At 63.0% G+C, this 14,926-nt stretch carries 17 protein-coding genes and 1 tRNA gene; 10 read left to right on the top strand and 8 right to left on the bottom strand.

Annotation, left to right across the window (positions count from 1 at the left end; all coding sequences use genetic code 11):
- Positions 1 to 14 precede the first annotated feature (14 nt).
- The 4 genes from JNO50_RS15635 to sgrR form a co-directional block, all read right to left on the bottom strand.
- Positions 15 to 2,174 (bottom strand): AsmA family protein, encoded by a 2,160-nt coding sequence (locus JNO50_RS15635; RefSeq protein WP_189530033.1) that lies wholly within the window; start codon positions 2,172 to 2,174, stop codon positions 15 to 17.
- A 122-nt stretch (positions 2,175 to 2,296) separates the two neighbouring features.
- A tRNA-Gly gene (locus JNO50_RS15630) sits at positions 2,297 to 2,370 on the bottom strand.
- A gap of 107 nt (positions 2,371 to 2,477) precedes the next feature.
- A complete protein-coding gene (locus JNO50_RS15625) occupies positions 2,478 to 3,155 on the bottom strand; it encodes a M949_RS01915 family surface polysaccharide biosynthesis protein (RefSeq protein WP_189530035.1) in 678 nt (225 codons plus the stop codon).
- A gap of 52 nt (positions 3,156 to 3,207) precedes the next feature.
- The gene (sgrR, locus tag JNO50_RS15620) at positions 3,208 to 4,893 is read right to left on the bottom strand and encodes an HTH-type transcriptional regulator SgrR (protein ID WP_189530037.1); all 1,686 of its coding nucleotides are present in this window, start codon (positions 4,891 to 4,893) and stop codon (positions 3,208 to 3,210) included.
- 87 nt (positions 4,894 to 4,980) lie between these two features.
- Here sgrR and JNO50_RS15615 point away from each other — a divergent pair, with 87 nt between their 5' ends.
- The gene (locus JNO50_RS15615; RefSeq protein WP_189530039.1) at positions 4,981 to 5,250 is read left to right on the top strand and encodes a hypothetical protein; all 270 of its coding nucleotides are present in this window, start codon (positions 4,981 to 4,983) and stop codon (positions 5,248 to 5,250) included.
- Here JNO50_RS15615 and JNO50_RS15610 read toward each other — a convergent pair.
- Genes JNO50_RS15610 through JNO50_RS15600 form a run of 3 tightly spaced genes read right to left on the bottom strand, consistent with a single transcriptional unit; the run spans position 5,175 to position 6,889 of the window.
- The gene (locus JNO50_RS15610) at positions 5,175 to 5,810 is read right to left on the bottom strand and encodes a glutathione S-transferase (protein WP_189530041.1); all 636 of its coding nucleotides are present in this window, start codon (positions 5,808 to 5,810) and stop codon (positions 5,175 to 5,177) included. The genes JNO50_RS15615 and JNO50_RS15610 overlap by 76 nt on opposite strands.
- Positions 5,811 to 5,857: 47 nt before the next feature.
- Positions 5,858 to 6,514, bottom strand: coding sequence for a DUF799 domain-containing protein (locus tag JNO50_RS15605; RefSeq protein ID WP_189530043.1), 657 nt, complete (start codon positions 6,512 to 6,514; stop codon positions 5,858 to 5,860).
- A gap of 12 nt (positions 6,515 to 6,526) precedes the next feature.
- Positions 6,527 to 6,889 carry a DUF4810 domain-containing protein gene (locus JNO50_RS15600; RefSeq protein ID WP_189530044.1) on the bottom strand — a complete coding sequence of 121 codons (363 nt, stop codon included), beginning with the start codon at positions 6,887 to 6,889 and terminating at the stop codon, positions 6,527 to 6,529.
- A 278-nt stretch (positions 6,890 to 7,167) separates the two neighbouring features.
- On the opposite strand from JNO50_RS15600, the gene JNO50_RS15595 reads away from it, so the two are divergent.
- The 3 genes from JNO50_RS15595 to pyk all read left to right on the top strand — a co-directional run bounded on the left by JNO50_RS15595 (position 7,168) and on the right by pyk (position 10,984).
- Complete coding sequence (locus JNO50_RS15595; RefSeq protein WP_189530046.1) at positions 7,168 to 8,355, top strand: MFS transporter; 1,188 nt, start codon at positions 7,168 to 7,170, stop codon at positions 8,353 to 8,355.
- A 168-nt stretch (positions 8,356 to 8,523) separates the two neighbouring features.
- Positions 8,524 to 9,519, top strand: a complete 996-nt coding sequence (locus JNO50_RS15590) for an asparaginase domain-containing protein (RefSeq protein WP_189530048.1) — start codon at positions 8,524 to 8,526, stop codon at positions 9,517 to 9,519.
- Positions 9,520 to 9,571: 52 nt separating this feature from the next.
- Positions 9,572 to 10,984 carry a pyruvate kinase gene (pyk, locus tag JNO50_RS15585; RefSeq protein ID WP_189530050.1) on the top strand — a complete coding sequence of 471 codons (1,413 nt, stop codon included), beginning with the start codon at positions 9,572 to 9,574 and terminating at the stop codon, positions 10,982 to 10,984.
- 107 nt (positions 10,985 to 11,091) lie between these two features.
- On the opposite strand, the gene JNO50_RS15580 is transcribed toward pyk, so the two are convergent.
- Positions 11,092 to 11,358: a hypothetical protein gene (locus JNO50_RS15580; protein WP_189530051.1), complete on the bottom strand. Its 267-nt coding sequence runs from the start codon at positions 11,356 to 11,358 to the stop codon at positions 11,092 to 11,094.
- 222 nt (positions 11,359 to 11,580) lie between these two features.
- Between JNO50_RS15580 and JNO50_RS15575 the strand changes: the two genes are divergently transcribed.
- From JNO50_RS15575 to JNO50_RS15550, 6 genes are all read left to right on the top strand, one after another.
- Positions 11,581 to 12,132, top strand: coding sequence for an AAA family ATPase (locus tag JNO50_RS15575; RefSeq protein WP_189530052.1), 552 nt, complete (start codon positions 11,581 to 11,583; stop codon positions 12,130 to 12,132).
- A 207-nt stretch (positions 12,133 to 12,339) separates the two neighbouring features.
- Positions 12,340 to 12,561, top strand: coding sequence for an RNA-binding S4 domain-containing protein (locus JNO50_RS15570; RefSeq protein WP_189530055.1), 222 nt, complete (start codon positions 12,340 to 12,342; stop codon positions 12,559 to 12,561).
- Positions 12,554 to 12,724, top strand: coding sequence for an oxidoreductase-like domain-containing protein (locus tag JNO50_RS15565; protein WP_189530056.1), 171 nt, complete (start codon positions 12,554 to 12,556; stop codon positions 12,722 to 12,724). Before JNO50_RS15570 ends, JNO50_RS15565 begins: the two co-directional genes overlap by 8 nt.
- 3 nt (positions 12,725 to 12,727) lie before the next feature.
- A complete protein-coding gene (locus tag JNO50_RS15560) occupies positions 12,728 to 13,591 on the top strand; it encodes a 3',5'-nucleoside bisphosphate phosphatase (protein WP_189530059.1) in 864 nt (287 codons plus the stop codon).
- 21 nt (positions 13,592 to 13,612) lie between these two features.
- Positions 13,613 to 14,233 carry an L-threonylcarbamoyladenylate synthase gene (locus JNO50_RS15555; protein WP_189530061.1) on the top strand — a complete coding sequence of 207 codons (621 nt, stop codon included), beginning with the start codon at positions 13,613 to 13,615 and terminating at the stop codon, positions 14,231 to 14,233.
- 36 nt (positions 14,234 to 14,269) lie between these two features.
- Complete coding sequence (locus JNO50_RS15550; RefSeq protein ID WP_189530063.1) at positions 14,270 to 14,917, top strand: site-2 protease family protein; 648 nt, start codon at positions 14,270 to 14,272, stop codon at positions 14,915 to 14,917.
- Positions 14,918 to 14,926 lie beyond the last annotated feature (9 nt).

The following is a 14,926-nucleotide window of genomic DNA, read 5'->3' as shown; positions in this document are numbered from 1 at the left end:
CCCGTCCACCTTGTTCAGTACTTGCCCGGCAGGATGGTGGTGATCTGCTTTTTCAGTTCCTGCTTGAGCGCCTGCTGCTTTTCCGATTCGCTTTTCTTGCCCTTGACCAGCGCGTTGAAGTCCAGCGCGTAGATCGGCGCGCTCAGCGGACCGGTGATCTTCAGCGGAACATTCACTCCCTTGAGGCGGGTGAATTCGCTCGGGTTGGCCTGCACGTCCAGCGTATAGTCGATGATGTTCTGCTTGAGGTCGATCTTGCCTCCGCCGCTGACATTCATCAGTTGCGATGCGAGTTTGAGATCCTGATTGCGGCCGACGCCGTTTTCCAGAGCCATGCGCGCGGACAGGGTCGAGAAGGTGGTTTTCTGGTCCGACTGCGCCGGCCGGTTCCATTCCTTCAATTCGGCGGGCAGGTTCTTCAGCGCGGTGACAAGGTCGATGCCGGTGAGCGCGCCCTTGTTGAGACTGAGCGCGACATCGCCACCCAGGGTGTTGCGCAGGTCGGCGAAGGAATTGCCGGTGGCGCGGATGTTGACCTGGCCGTTGCCGTTGCCTTCGAGCCGGCCGAAATTGAACAGGTCGATCAGCAGTGGGCGGATGTTCATGCCCCGCAATGTCTGCTTGACATCGAGGGTGGCCTTGTCGCCCCGGGTCAGGCGCGCATCGCCCTGCAGCCTGCCATCGTAAATGTCGGCGCCAAGATTGCGCACTTCCAGGGCCTTCGGCGTGGCTCTCACATCGGCCGACACGTCACTGACACGGAAGCGCCCGACCGATAGCTGGCCGATGTGCACTTTGCCGTCCAGATTGAAAAGATCGAGCCAGTCCAGGGGAATCGGTGTGGCATCCTGGAAAATCGCCACGCGATCGCCCTTGTTTTCCGGGAGGTAGCGGTTCAGGTCGAGCTGTCCGATGTTGAATGTCGCCTCGTGGCGCGGCTTGATGAAGCCGAACTGACTGACCGTCATGGCCACGTCGGAGCCATCGAGTTTGCCCGCAACGCGCACATTGAGACGTCCTTCGTCGATTCCGCCGTCAAGCGAGCCGCTCATCGACGAGATCAGCTTGCCGCGCGGCAGCAGCGGCGTGATGGCCTGGGCCGTGAGATTCAGCGGCTCCATGCGGAACTGGTCGAGGTTGACGACCGACAGCGGGGCGGACAGCGTGAACTTCATCCGGTTGTCGCCGACAAGCCAGTTCAGTTCCCCGTTGAGCCGTTCGGCGATGAGGTTGTTCTGGCGGAATTTGAGATCGTTGAGCGTGGCCTCGGCCTGGAAGCGGCTGCGGCCATAGTTGACCGTGGCCTTCAGTTCGCTCTTGGGCAGGCTGATGTCGGTCAGGTTGGCCGCGAGCCTGGGAACCGTCAGATGGACGGTGCTTGCGGGGTTTTCCGAAGTGAAGGTGAGGGAGAGATCCTGACCGTCGGCATTGAGCGTGGCGAAGTTGAGTTTGAACTTGCCCTGGGCCAGCAGTTTGGTTTCGCCAAGCTCCGGTCGCGACAGAATGGCGATGGCCTCGAGCTGGCTGAGCGATACCTGATCGTCCTGGATCGTCAACGGAGTGTTGATGGCCAGCCGGACGGGCTGTCCCGCGCTGTTGAGAACGGCGCCCGCCGACAGTGTCGCGTCGCCGTTAAGCCCTTCCGCGTCCAGGCTGATGGCATCAAGGCGTCCGTTCATGGCCGTGATGATGTCCCGGTAGTCGAGCTGTCCTTCGCGCAGGGCGAGGTTGTCCAGTTTCACGAGGAAGCTGTCCTGGGCGCGGCGCATGAACAGATCCGACACCGACAGCGTGCCGTCGGCCTGCCGGGTGATGCTGGCGTTAAAGCCGGTCATCGAAATCGAGCGGACTTCGTGATGCCCAAGCAAAAGCGGCAGCCAGGTGAAACGCGCCTTGAGTTGGCGGATTTTCGCGAACGGCGTGCGGCCGTCCGGCTCGGTGATGGTCAGGCCTTCGATATCCAGGCCGGGAAACGGAAATACCCGCGGCGTGACGGAACCGGAAATGGCGACCTTCCGGCCCGTGTCATGCAACGATTCGGTGACCGCGCGCCGCACGCTCTTCTCGTCGAATTGCCAGAGAATCAGCGATTGGGTCAGGACGAACAGTCCGAACAGGGTAAGCAGGCTGTAGACGATGACGCGCAGCCAAAGCCGGCCGGAGTTCCATTTCATAATACGTGTGTCGGAGTAAGACGTTCAGTGCGTTTGCCGGAGGGCGGGAATGCTGCCCGGTAGGGATCGGTGGAGTATACCAAAAAGCCCTGGAGGGCGTGAAGCGGGCGCGGCTGGCCGATTGGAGCGGGTGAAGGGAATCGAACCCTCGTCGTAAGCTTGGGAAGCTTCTGCTCTACCATTGAGCTACACCCGCGCGCCGTGGCGTCAAGAGACGACAAATTTAGCCGGTTTTAAGCGGTTTGGCAAGGTCATGCGCTTCCGTTCGCTGTCCTTCCCCTTGGACTGGCCGGGGCGGGGGCATTACCGTTGGCTTGGCTTGAGAGGCTGAAAGCGGTGGGTGTTGTCGAAGCCGAACAGGTCATCGCGGTACATTTTCGCCATTTTCGCGACGAGATGCCGCCGGATCACCAGCGGAAGATCGAAGTAGGAGGCGGTGGCGGAGGTTTCTCGCTCATCGTCCAGGGTGCCGGAGCGAGCCCGAATGACGACTTTCCTGCCTTGGTGAAAAAGAATGATCTTGAGCCGCCCGCTGAATGCCGGGTCGTCCGATCGGTTTTTGTCCTGAAACCGGTAGACCAGAATCGGGTCGACCATCCCGTCGTGATCAAGATCCGTCAATTCTGTCAGTGCCGCCCAGAACCGGACGCCATCCTCTTGCGGGTCCGGCCGGTCGCGGATTGTCCACAGAAGCCTCGGGGCATCGTTCGGAACACGCCGGAAAAGCCGCGCCTCGATTGTGCCCGACAGGGGGGCGTCGCCACCGGGCCGGTCCTGTGTTTCGCTCAGCAGTAAATCATGGGAGCCGCTCGCGTCCGTGTAACAGTAATGCTTGTACCGTTTCAGGCCGGCTGGCGGCCGGTCCGGGGGCGGGATCAGGTTTTCGGGCAGGGTGTCGCCGCATGTTCCGGAGATGCCCGGTTCGCTGGCGTGAGCCGGGCTCAAAAGCGTCAGAAGAATGGAAAAGACCAGTTTTTTCATGATGCGTGTTCTGTTCTGTCGATGCGACGCGCCGTCGCGCGGTTAGCCCTGTTCATGGGGTGTCCGGTCGCAACCAGGCCGATTTGAAATCGAACCAGCCAAGACCGTTCAACCGGAAATCCTCGATTTGTCCCGGACCCTTCAGGCTCAACCAGCTGTGAAACAGGGGAAGCAGCCAGTGCGGCCGGACCACCGCCGCCGCGAGGTCTTGCGCATGGTGCGAACTCCGTCTCCAACCGCGCAGCCAGTCGTTCACGGGCAGGGCCGGCGACAGGCTGTCCCGCAGCAGGGGCATGCCCAGCAGCCAGGCGGGCAGGGCATAGTCGACCGCGCGGGTGAAATTGACCGACCCGAGCCATATGTCGCTGTCGCCTTGCCCCCGTTCCCATTGGCTGTAAGCGATTTCCTTGAGTTCGGGCTCCACATCATGCGCCCGCAGGCATTCGGCGATGGCGGTGGCGATCAGCCGGTATTCGGGGTGCCGTTCATAGAATGCGATCCGAAGCCGCCGCAAAGGCGGTTGCCCGGCTGGCGGCACGGGCCGGCAATGATGCCAGCGGGGCAGTAGCCCGGCGGCCGGAACCCAGTACTGGCGCAGCTCCGCCCGGGTGCGCTGCATGATGGCGAGGGGCGAGAGCGCCTGGGAGAGCCAGGCACGGGTTGCGTCATCCCGCATGGCTTCTGAGCGCGCATCGCACAGCAAAAAATAGACGCCGGCTTCCAGCGACATTTCGGTACGAGGCTCGGCCGGCATGGGGGGGATCTCCACGGTCAGGCCGCAGAGGCCCGGCGCGCCCAGGGTCACGTGTTCGTCAAGCTCGGGCACCATCCAGATATCCACCTGATCGAGCAGGGCGCGGTAGCCGAAGTAGTCGTCGAAGGCCTGCAAGGACAAACGGTGCGCATCGTTGATCGCCACACGGTACGGACCGGTGCCCACCGGGTGCGAGGCGAAATCCGGCCGCTCGGCGTGATCGGCGGGCACGATCAGCGCCGAACTGTCGGCCAGCAGCCAGGGGAGCCAGGCATCCTCTTCGCCCAGTTCGATGGCAAGACTTCGCCCGGACAGCTTGCGCACCGTCCCGACATGAGCAAACAGCGGGCGGTTTTTCAAGCGCTGCAAAGTGGCGACAATATCATCCATGGTCAGTTCGCGCCCGTCGTGCCAGCGTATCGCCGGACGCAGGTGGAAATGCCATTCCGTTTCGGAGCGCTGTTCCCAGTGATGGGCCAAATCGCCTTCTATTTCCCCTTTTTCCTCATTTATTCGTGTCAAACCGTTGAAGATCTGCCCGGCAAGGTGCCGTTCGGAACGTCGTAACGGCGTGCCCGGGTACAGGTTGGGCATGGGCCGGTAATAGGCGACGCCCAGTACCTGGCGGTCGTGCTGCCAGTGTCGGCCAAGCCGCGACAACAGCGCCTGCGCCCATTGCTTCGGATCGTCGCTCAGCAGGGAAACCGCCTGTTCCACCCGTCCTTGCTCCAGCCATCGGGCCGCCTGCTCTTGCTGCAGTTGTCCGATGTCTTTCAGAAAGCGCAGCGTCGACTGTCTGCCGCGGCCTGCGCTGGAGCGCCATTCGAGCCATCCGGCCCGCTGCATGTGCGCAAGAAGGCCGCGCATGTGCCGCCGCGTGCAGAACAGCAGATCGGCCAGTTTTTGCAGCGTCGTTTCACACTCCCTTCCATCCAGATGCCGGTAGAGCCGGGCGTAGTGATGCAGTAGTCGGTTGTTGGCCATAAAAGGGGAAGTATTCGGGTTCAAGTCGGCAATTTATGTTTCCTGTTATTGCCGTGACAATAGCCGCTCTATCGCAAGGAGTCCATCATGAAACACCGTGATCGCCTGATGATGCTGTACCGGGATTTTCTTTTCCGGCAACCGACGCGCTGGGGGATCGATCCCGAAGAGGCCCTGGAACGCTTGTGCGAGATCATGCAGTGGTCCCGGAACGACGCGATGGCGTCGTGCTCCGGCGACTTGCCCGATCCGCTCGCGACGGATCGGCCCCGTTCCACGACTCAGTCCGGCCGGCAAACGCCCGGGCCGAATGGCGCGGCGATGAACGCCGGCAGGGTTTCGGCCAGCGAGGAGTAGTCCCGCAATGCCGGGAACGTTTCCGCGGCCACCAAACCGGGAATTTTTTCCCGGGCGAAACGCCAGGCGACGGCCACGCTGATTCCGTCAAGACCGATCCGGTCGGTCGGCGCCGGAAGAGGGTGGCGGTCGAGTTCGGCCTCCATCTCGCCAAACGCGGCGAGCGTCTGCTCCGTGACGCGTTCCAGCCACGGCGTGTGGCGTTTGTCCGCGGGCCTGAGTTCCTGTTCATAAATGATCTGCACGCTTTTTTCGCAGGCGGCAAGCGCAAGACCGGTCAGGCGCAGGGCGCGGCGGCGCGGATCCGGCTCCGCCGGCAGCAGGTTTTTTCGCGGAGCGGCGATGGTTTGCGCATAGTCGAGTATCAGAGTCGAATCCATCAGCACCTCTCCGTCATCGCAGACCAAGGAAGGTGCCTTGACGACCGGATTGATATCCCGGAACTGCGGGTAAGTGCTGAAAACCGACAGCGGGCGGTGTTCGAAGCGCACTTCTAGCCGTTGCAGGGCAATGGCGACACGGCGCACGTACGGCGAGTCGAGCATTCCGATGAGTTGCATGGGTATTCCTTATGATTAAGAGCGGACCGCATTGCCGGTGATCCACGTCAATCCTTACCGAAATTGGGCGAGCGGGGGCCGTACAGGATGCCGTTCTCCTGGCCGGCGCCCAGTAGGCGGGCGCTCGCGATGCCGGCCATCTCGTGTTCCGTGTCGGTCAGTTCGTGAATCACCTGCTTGATGGCGGCGGTGACCAGCGCGCCCGCCAGTCCGCCGCCGGAATCGCTCCCGTCCTCGTTGTTCGACGCGCTGGCCTTGCCCCGCCACAGAACGGCGCCGGTTTTAAGGTCGACCAGCCGGGCGCGCGCCGCCACCGTCGTCACACTGTCCAGAACCGTGTAATCGTTGCCGTACTGGCTGATGGTGACATAGAGCGCGGCATCGGCGCCGAACAGACCGCGCAGTTGCGCGGGGGGGAGTGCGTGAATATCGGCCGCATGCGACAAGCCTTTCCGTTTGAGTGTGTCGTCGACCAGCGTCACCGGCAGTACATAGTATCCCGACTCGGCCAGCGGATACGTCATTTGCGCGAACAGGCTGTAGGTCGCGCCGGCATGGTTGGTGTCATTCACGGGGGGGAGGACGAGTAGCGAGCGCGGGCGGCTCTTTTTGAAGGCCGTGTAATCGTACGGCCGCGGGGTTTCGCACCCGGTCAGCAGAATAAGCGGCAGCAGCCATGCCATCAGCGTCAAGATTTTACCCATCGAGAACTCCCGTTAGCGGCGGCTTTGTTCGATCAGCGCATCCATGAAGGGGGCCGACTCGGGAAACAGGGTTTTTTCGCGGCCGAACTGCCGCGAGCTTTGTTCGTAGTTGCCGAGCGAGGCATAAAGCAGGCCCAAGTGCGCGTGGAAACCCGGCGGCGGTGTTTTGCCGTCCGCGCGGAGCTGCCGCAGATCGCTCTCCAGCGTGGCGAGCTGGGCACGGCGCGTTTTGCCGTTGGCCTTGAAATATTCGTAGATCTGGGTCTGGTAGTTGCCCCATTGGTAAAGCGGCGGCGGGTCGGTGGCGCAGGCGGTCAGCCACGCGCTCAAGGCGACAATCGCGGCGTTGCGTTTGCTTTCGGCCGAAAACCCCATGGTCGTCTCCGCGCGGGAAGAGTGGACGGTCTATGCTAAACGGTTTCGATGCTATACCAGATGAATTGATGGTGCCAGCCGGTTTTACCCGTCGTTTCGAACAGGTCATGACGGTGCCGGGACGCTTGAATGTCCCGGGGCTTTCTGGTAGAAGGTTTCCTCGGTTCGATTTATGTTTACGTCATTCCCCGTGTAAAGCACTTCGATATTTTCTCTCCCCCCGCAAGGGGCTCGTCATCTGGCGCCCGCTTTCGGGCGGGCAGTAAGGGAAAGTATTGATGTTCGCTCTGCTTCTGAAGGTCCTCGGGACCCGTCGATGGCTCCGTTATCTTGTCGGGGCCCTGTTTCTGACCTCAATCGGTAATGGCTTGACCTTTGTCGTGGTGTTCGGCGAGCTGTTGCGTTTGCAGGTTCCGCCATCGTCGCTGGCGCTGACTTTCGTTCTGGCGTCGGCTCCCGGCTATCTGGGTAGTCTGGCCGGAGAGCGTTTGCTGCGGCGCTATTCGCCATTTTCGCTGCTCGCGGCGGGAGAAATCAGCGGGTGCGCCGGATTGGTTCTGCCGCTGGCCGGAGCGCTGACCGGGTCGGTGCCCTGGCTCATGATGTCTGAATGCGTGGCGGCATTTTGCACCGGTCTGACCTTGCCCGCGCTCAGCCAGGTATTCAAGCGCGGGTTGAGCGCATCGGAGCTGCCGGCGGCGACGACACTGGAAACGCTGGCTTTCGCATCGTACGTGCTGTTCGGTGTCGGGGTGGGCGCCGCGCTGAGCGGCGCGGTTCCCCCCGTCGGCATGCTGGCGGCCGATGCCGCGAGTTTTTGTCTGGCGCTGGGAATGTTGCGCCAAGCGTCGGTGTGGTTCCGGGGAGCGGCGCGGGCACCGTCGCCGGCCGCGCGCAGGCTTTCTTCCTGGCGCCTGTTGTCCGCGCGCGAGCGGCGGGCCGTCTTGCTTTTGCCGTTGCTGGGTGTGGTCGGTTCGCCCGCGATGGCTCTGCTGCCCGCCCTGGTAGCAACACCGCCGGACGGAGGGCGCACCGCCATGGCGTTGTTGTTCGCCCGCAGCCTCGGGCAATTGGCCGGGCCTCTGCTCCTGTCGGTCGAACGTTTCCGCCGCGATGACCAGGATCGATTCCAGATCCTCGGCAGCCTCGCTCTGTTCGTCGGGGCTTACATGGCTTTGCCGCATGCCGGTCCGGGAGGAGTCGCCATGGGGCTGGTGTTTCTGGCCCACGTGTTCTCCAATATCGTTTTTGCCCTGGCGATCCACGCGCTGCTGTCCGGATTCGATGAGGCTCGGGTTGGCGCCGCGACGGCGATGGCTTTTCGCTGGCAGATGGCGGCCGGCAGCGCGGCAGCCCTGGGAGCGGGGTGGCTGGCCGACGCCGTGGGGGCGGTCATGGCCCAGGCGGTGTTCGGGATCGGTTCGCTGATTTTCGCCTGGGGGGTTTTGCGGGCCGTGCGCGCCTGATTCCCGTATCGGCCGATTCCGCTGGCGGACCTTCGTGTCATGGCCCGTTGCGGGAGCATCGACAAGGACGCTGCCCGATGCTGCATCCGTTGCCGGTTCGTCCTAGAATGAGCCGGCAACGTTTGAACTGTTAGGTTAAGGAGTCCGCCTTGCGACAGGCGGGACACAATGAAAAAGATTCTGGTGCTGTATACCGGCGGAACGATCGGCATGGATTACGCCGCTGGCGGGCTGGTCCCCGTGCCCGGCCTGCTGCCGTCGAAAATGGAACGCTTCCGTCTTCCCTCTTATGCCCTGGACATCGTCGAATACCCTCATTTGATCGATTCTTCCGCGATTACGCTTGCGCATTGGCAAAAACTTGTCGGCGATCTGGTGCAACACTATGAACGCTACGACGGTTTCGTGGTGATTCACGGCACCGATACCATGGCCTACACGGCGTCGCTGCTCGCCTTTGCCTTGAGGGGGCTTGGCAAGCCGGTGGTGCTGACCGGAGCGCAGTTGCCGCTGGTTCATCCGCGTAGCGACGGCTGGGGCAACCTGGCCGACGCGCTCGAAGCGGCCGCCTGCGACGGTCTGGCCGAAGTGGCCGTGGTGTTCGACCGGCGTCTGATTCGCGGCGCGTGTTCGCGCAAGCTCGATGCCTCGGGGTTTTGCGGGTTCGGCTCGCCGAACGCTCCGCTGCTTGGCGAATTCGGCATCGCGACGCGCTGGCACCGCGAGCACTGGCTGCCTCCCCGTGGCGATTTCGCTCCGGTTCTGCCGCGCGATGTCACGGTGTCCTGCCACTTCCTGATGCCCGGCGCGTCGCCCCGCCTGATCGGCGAGGCGCTCAAGCGTCAGGCGGAGGGGGCCGCGATCCTGATGAGTTACGGCAATGGCAATGCCCCCGGGGATCCGGCGCTGCTGGACGGTGTGGCGGACGCCAATTCGCGTGGTATCCCGGTTCTGAATTTGACCCAGGTGGTGCATGGAGCCGTCGAAGTGGGGGCCTATGCGGCCGGCGCGCCCTTGGCGCGGGCGGGCGCGGTCAGCGGCGCCGACATGACGCCGGAAGCCGCTTTGGCGAAACTGACCGTGCTGTTGTCAATGGATCTGTCGCACGAAGAGCGGCTCAAGCGGCTTGGAGAATCGCTGGCCGGAGAAATCGGCGTGCACTGAAAGCGCACGAAACCACCTTGCAACAACCCATCCCTTCGGGGGAGACATTATTATGCGTCGTAATCGCAATACCAAGATCATCGCCACCCTCGGGCCGGCCAGCTCCACGCCGGAGCGCATCCGCGCCCTTTTCGATAGTGGTGCGGATGTTTTTCGGCTGAATGGCAGTCACGGCACCCATGAGGATCATGCCGGCCGGATTGCCGCCATTCGCGCCCTGGAAAAGGAAGTCGGTCATCCGCTCGCGATTCTTTTCGATCTGCAGGGCCCGAAAATCCGCCTGGGAACATTCAACGGCGGAGAAGCCGTCCTGGTCAGGGGGCAGGGCTTCGTGCTCGACCGCGATACGGCGGCGGGCGATGCGCACCGCGTGTGTCTGCCCCATCCGGAAATCTTCGCGGTGATCCAGCCCGGACATTCCCTGCTGATCGACGATGGAAAATTGCGATTGCGCGTGCTGGAGGTGCATGCCGACCGGCTGATGACCGAGGTGGAGATCGGCGGTCCGGTTCGCGATCGCAAGGGAGTGAACATCCCCGATGCGACCTTGCCCATTTCGGCGATGACCGAAAAGGATCGCAATGACCTGGCCTTCGCCCTGCGGCAGGGCGTGGACTGGGTGGCCCTGTCGTTCGTGCAGCGCCCCGAGGATCTCGAGGAGTTGCGCGGACTGGTCGCCGGGCGCGCGGCGCTGATGGCCAAGCTGGAAAAGCCGGCCGCCCTGCAGCGCCTGGACGCGATTGTCGCGGCCGCCGACGCGATCATGGTGGCGCGCGGCGATCTGGGGGTTGAATTGCCCGCCGAGGATGTGCCGGTGCTGCAGCGCCAGATCGTCCGCACCTGCCGTGCGCAAGGCAAGCCGGTGGTGGTGGCGACCCAGATGCTCGAATCGATGCACGAAACCCCGACGCCGACCCGCGCGGAAGCCTCCGATGTGGCCACCGCCGTCTACGAGGGTGTCGACGCCATCATGCTCTCCGGGGAGTCGGCGTTCGGCAAGTATCCGGTCGAAGCGGTCACGATGATGGATCGCATCATCACCCGGGTGGAGCAGGATCCCTTGCACCGCCAGACGCTGATGGCCATCCACGCCTCCACGGAGCGCACCGTGGTCGACGCGATCAGCGCGGCCATCCTCGCGGCGGCGAGCACCTTGCCGCTGGCCGCCACGGTGGCCTATACGACGTCCGGGAAAAGCTGCATCCGCATCGCCCATGAACGCCCGCCGGCTCCCGTGCTGGGGCTGACGCCGTCTTCCGACACCGGCCGCCGTCTGGCGCTGGTATGGGGCGTGCATCCGGTGGTCACCGATGACGCGTCGAGCGTCGAGGACATGGTCGGCAAGGCGGTGGCCGCGGCGGTGCGCCACGGCTACGCCAACGATCACCAGCCCATTGCCGTGGTGGCCGGCGTGCCGTTCGGACAAGTGGGATCGACCAATACCTTGCACATTACCTATACCTGACTGTCGACGCTGACGGGAGAGCGGCTGCCTGTTTTTTAGGCGGCCGTTTTTTTTGCTTGCTCATCAGTGAGTTGGCCGTGTTTTCCACAAACGCTTCACACCTTCGTTCAGGCCTGGGGTGGAAAACCCGGTTCCGGCGCCTGTTTTTTAATCAGTGGAAATTTGTCCTTTTGGCTCATCGACTTGCCCAGCTTGTCCACATATGCCCCACACGGACGTGCACGGGATACGTGGAAAACTCCTGAACCGCCGCGGTTTTCCCGCCGGCGCCAGCGGGTGACGGGCCCCCGGCGAGCGAATGAGCGGCGCGGGGTTTCCTGCGCCGGGTTGATTGCCTGTTTTTTGAGCAGTGTACTTTTTTCATTGCCATTCATGGGGTTGGGGCGGTTGTCCACAACACACCCACATGTCTTTTCACCGGGGGTGGGGAAAAGCCGCTCGGATTGCCTGTTTTTTGAGCAATCATAAAATACGCTTGTGCGTCATCGGTTTATCCGGCTTGTCCACAGACGGCTCACAAGACTGTCCCCGCCCTCTGTTAGAATTGGCTGTTGTCCCCATCTGCGACGTATAATCGTGACTTTTCCGGACGTAGAATGAAACGCGAAAGCGCGCCGCAGAAAATCGCCATCGTCGGCCCCGAATCCTCCGGCAAATCGACGCTTGCCGGGCGGATCCGCGAACGGCTCGCCGGTCGGGCGCGCGTTGCGGTGGTAGAGGAATATGCCCGGGACTATTATCGTGACCGGCCTTACCGGCCGACCCCCCGGGATGTGCTGGCCATCGCGCGCGGCCAACTGGAAGCTGAGCGTTGTGCGGCGCCCGGGGCCGATCTGCTGGTGTGCGACAGTACCGTGCTGACCTGCCGCATCTGGTCCGAAGTGGCTTTCGGGACTGTCGAGCCCGAACTTGCCGGTTTGTGGCGTCCCGATGACTATGCTTTGACCCTGCTGGCCTGTCCGGACATTCCCTGGCAACCCGACCCGCTGCGCTCGCACCCGGACGGGCGGGATGAGTTGCTTGAGCGCTATCGCGCGGCGCTGGCGGCGAGTTTGGTCGAATGGGTTGAAATCCGGGGCGAGGCGGAGGCGCGCATCGCGCGGGCCATGGCGGCGATAGGCGAACTTCTCGCGCCGGATGTTGCCTAAAATATAAGCGATACGGAAAATATCCCGTTGGTTCAGTGATTTGGCGTGGCTGTCCACAGGCCGCCCACAGCTCTGTCCCGGACCTGTGTGGATGATCGCGTGGGGCTGCCTGTTTTTTGGGCGGCAAGAAAAATGGTAGTGTTGTGAAGGGCTTGGCCCGCTTTTCCACAGGCGGCGCACAGGTCTTTCCCTGATGAATGTGAAAAAATGAAAACTACGTTCCGGTTGTCCGGTGAATATATCGCCTTGTGCGACCTCATCAAGGTCTGCGGCCTGGCCGAAAGCGGCGGCGCGGCGAAACACATGGTCGGCGAAGGTCTCGTGACCGTGGATGGCCAGATCGAGCTGCGCAAGACCTGCAAGATCCGCGCGGGGCAGACCGTGGCGGGCGACGGATTCACCATCGCGGTGCTGGCTGCCGATGCGTGACGGCGAGGCCTTCGATCCCGAGCCGGAGGCACCCGTGGCGCCGGAAGACTCGATGTGCTGCGGCAGCGGGTGCGATCCGTGCGTCTGGGATCTGTACCGCGAAGAAATGGACGATTACCGCCGGCGTCTTGACGACTGGCGCGCCCGGCGGGAAAAGGAGTAGGACATGGCCACCATCGACCTGCATTTTCATTCGAATGCGTCGGACGGCGCCTTGCCTCCGGCCGAGGTGGTGACACGCGCCGCCGGGCGCGGCGCGACCCTGGTGGCGCTGACCGACCACGATTGCACGCGCGGGCTGGCCGACGCGCGAGCCGCCGCAAGCGGATGCGGAGTGGATTTTCTCAACGGTGTCGAGGTGTCCGTGACCTGGAGCGGCAAGCACACGATCCATATCGTGGGACTGGGCATCGATCCGGATCACCCCGCGCTGAGCGCGGGGCTGAAAAGCATCCGGGACGGCAGAACGGGCCGGGCGAAAGCCATGTCGGACGCGCTCGCGGCTCTTGGCATCGACGGCGCGTTCGATGGCGCGATGGCGCTGTGCGACAACACGGAAATGATCGGCCGTACCCATTTCGCCCGCTTTCTGGTCAATGCCGGACATGTCAAGGACGTGAAGAGCGTATTCCGCAAATTCCTGACGCCGGGCAAGCCGGGTTACGTACCTCATATCTGGGCCGGACTGGCCGACGCGGTCGGCTGGATTCGCGCGGCCGGCGGCATGGCTGTGATCGCTCATCCGGGACGTTACGATTTCGGTCGCACGCTGACCGAGCGCCTGATCCTCGATTTCAAGGATGCCGGCGGAGAGGGCATTGAGGTCGCCAGCGGCAGTCACAGTCTCGACGACCGGCACAAATACGCGCTCATCGCCAGGCAATACGGCCTGTTCTCCAGCGCCGGCAGCGATTTTCACGCGCCCGGCGAAGGAGGGCGCGACGTGGGAATGACCGAGGACCTGCCCCCGATCTGCCGCCCCGCGTGGGAGGCTTTGCAGGAGCGGGTCGTTCGCGCCCGCCCACTCTGAGAAGAAAGAGAATCCGCCACCATGGCACAGTTTTTCGTAATACACCCGGAAACCCCCCAGGCCCGCCTGATCCGGGAAGCGGTCAAGATCCTCCGCGACGGGGGGGTTATCGTTTACCCCACCGACTCCTGTTATGCGCTCGGCTGCATGCTTGGCGACAAGGCGGCCATGGAGCGCATCCTGACGATTCGCCAGATCGACCAGAAGCATCACCTGACGCTGGTTTGCCATAACCTTTCGGAACTCGCCAATTACGCCAAGGTGGACAACAGCCAGTTCCGCCTTCTGAAGGCGGCGACTCCCGGCAGCTACACCTTTATCCTGCAGGCGACCCGCGAAGTGCCGCGCCGCACGCTGCATCCGAAACGTTCGACCATCGGCCTGCGCGTGCCGGACCATCCGATCGCGCTGGCCTTGCTCGAAGAGCTGGGCGAGCCCATCCTGTCGTCCACGCTGATGCTGCCCGGCGACGAGGAGCCGCTGTGCGACGCCTACGAAACCCGCGACCGGCTCGAGCGTGCCGTCGACCTGATCATCGATGGCGGCTGGTGCGGCACCGAGGCCACCACGGTGATCGACATGTCAGACGGTATCGAGCTGGTGCGCCGCGGCAAGGGTGACCCCGCATTGTTCGGGCTTTGACCCGCTACCCTCCATCGCCATTCTGAACGAGGAATCATGGACGACATTTCCCTGCTGCAGAAAATCATCATTTACTCCATGCCCGTGCTGCTGGCCATCACCGTGCACGAGGCCGCCCACGCCTATGCCGCCAAGCGTTTCGGCGACGCCACGGCCTACATGCTGGGCCGCATGACGCTCAATCCGCTCAAGCACATCGACCCGGTGGGCACTATCCTGCTGCCGTTACTGGGGCTGATCTCCGGCGGCATGCTGTTCGGCTGGGCCAAGCCGGTGCCGGTCAATTTCGGCGCCTTGAAAAACCCCCGGGTCGGCATGCGCTGGGTGGCGCTGGCGGGGCCGCTCGCCAATCTCGCCATGGCCATCATCTGGGGGGTCTTGCTGAAACTCTCCATTATCGTGCCCAGTGTGTTCAGCGAGCCGCTCTCCCTGATGAGCCGGGCGGGTGTCGGGTTGAATTTTTCACTGATGCTGTTGAACATGCTGCCGATCCTGCCCCTGGACGGCGGCCGCGTGGTGGAAAGCCTGCTGCCCCCGGGCACGGCCTGGAAATTCTCGCGCATCGAGCCTTACGGACTGTGGATCGTGCTGGCGCTGGCGTTCAGCGGCATCCTCTCGGCGATCCTTCAGCCCCTGATTACATTGTGTTATATGCTGCTGAATCTGCTGTTACGACTGATTTGAAAGAATAGA

The organism is Paludibacterium paludis, from assembly GCF_018802605.1.
GTDB classification, from domain to species: domain Bacteria; phylum Pseudomonadota; class Gammaproteobacteria; order Burkholderiales; family Chromobacteriaceae; genus Paludibacterium; species Paludibacterium paludis.
The sequence above is the reverse complement of the archived record's forward strand: the minus strand, read 5'-3'. Positions and strand labels throughout refer to the sequence as shown.

Excerpts from the sequence above, each read along its gene's own strand:
- sgrR (WP_189530037.1), bottom strand. The coding sequence starts at position 4,893 with ATGGCCAACAACCGACTACTGCATCACTACGCCCGGCTCTACCGGCAT.
- JNO50_RS15615 (WP_189530039.1), top strand. The coding sequence starts at position 4,981 with ATGAAACACCGTGATCGCCTGATGATGCTGTACCGGGATTTTCTTTTC.
- pyk (WP_189530050.1), top strand. The coding sequence starts at position 9,572 with ATGCGTCGTAATCGCAATACCAAGATCATCGCCACCCTCGGGCCGGCC.
- JNO50_RS15605 (WP_189530043.1), bottom strand. The coding sequence starts at position 6,514 with ATGGGTAAAATCTTGACGCTGATGGCATGGCTGCTGCCGCTTATTCTG.
- JNO50_RS15565 (WP_189530056.1), top strand. The coding sequence starts at position 12,554 with ATGCGTGACGGCGAGGCCTTCGATCCCGAGCCGGAGGCACCCGTGGCG.
- JNO50_RS15580 (WP_189530051.1), bottom strand. The coding sequence starts at position 11,358 with ATGAATGGCAATGAAAAAAGTACACTGCTCAAAAAACAGGCAATCAAC.
- JNO50_RS15595 (WP_189530046.1), top strand. The coding sequence starts at position 7,168 with ATGTTCGCTCTGCTTCTGAAGGTCCTCGGGACCCGTCGATGGCTCCGT.
- JNO50_RS15590 (WP_189530048.1), top strand. The coding sequence starts at position 8,524 with ATGAAAAAGATTCTGGTGCTGTATACCGGCGGAACGATCGGCATGGAT.
- JNO50_RS15570 (WP_189530055.1), top strand. The coding sequence starts at position 12,340 with ATGAAAACTACGTTCCGGTTGTCCGGTGAATATATCGCCTTGTGCGAC.
- JNO50_RS15560 (WP_189530059.1), top strand. The coding sequence starts at position 12,728 with ATGGCCACCATCGACCTGCATTTTCATTCGAATGCGTCGGACGGCGCC.
- JNO50_RS15625 (WP_189530035.1), bottom strand. The coding sequence starts at position 3,155 with ATGAAAAAACTGGTCTTTTCCATTCTTCTGACGCTTTTGAGCCCGGCT.
- JNO50_RS15600 (WP_189530044.1), bottom strand. The coding sequence starts at position 6,889 with ATGGGGTTTTCGGCCGAAAGCAAACGCAACGCCGCGATTGTCGCCTTG.
- JNO50_RS15575 (WP_189530052.1), top strand. The coding sequence starts at position 11,581 with ATGAAACGCGAAAGCGCGCCGCAGAAAATCGCCATCGTCGGCCCCGAA.
- JNO50_RS15610 (WP_189530041.1), bottom strand. The coding sequence starts at position 5,810 with ATGCAACTCATCGGAATGCTCGACTCGCCGTACGTGCGCCGTGTCGCC.
- JNO50_RS15555 (WP_189530061.1), top strand. The coding sequence starts at position 13,613 with ATGGCACAGTTTTTCGTAATACACCCGGAAACCCCCCAGGCCCGCCTG.
- JNO50_RS15550 (WP_189530063.1), top strand. The coding sequence starts at position 14,270 with ATGGACGACATTTCCCTGCTGCAGAAAATCATCATTTACTCCATGCCC.
- JNO50_RS15635 (WP_189530033.1), bottom strand. The coding sequence starts at position 2,174 with ATGAAATGGAACTCCGGCCGGCTTTGGCTGCGCGTCATCGTCTACAGC.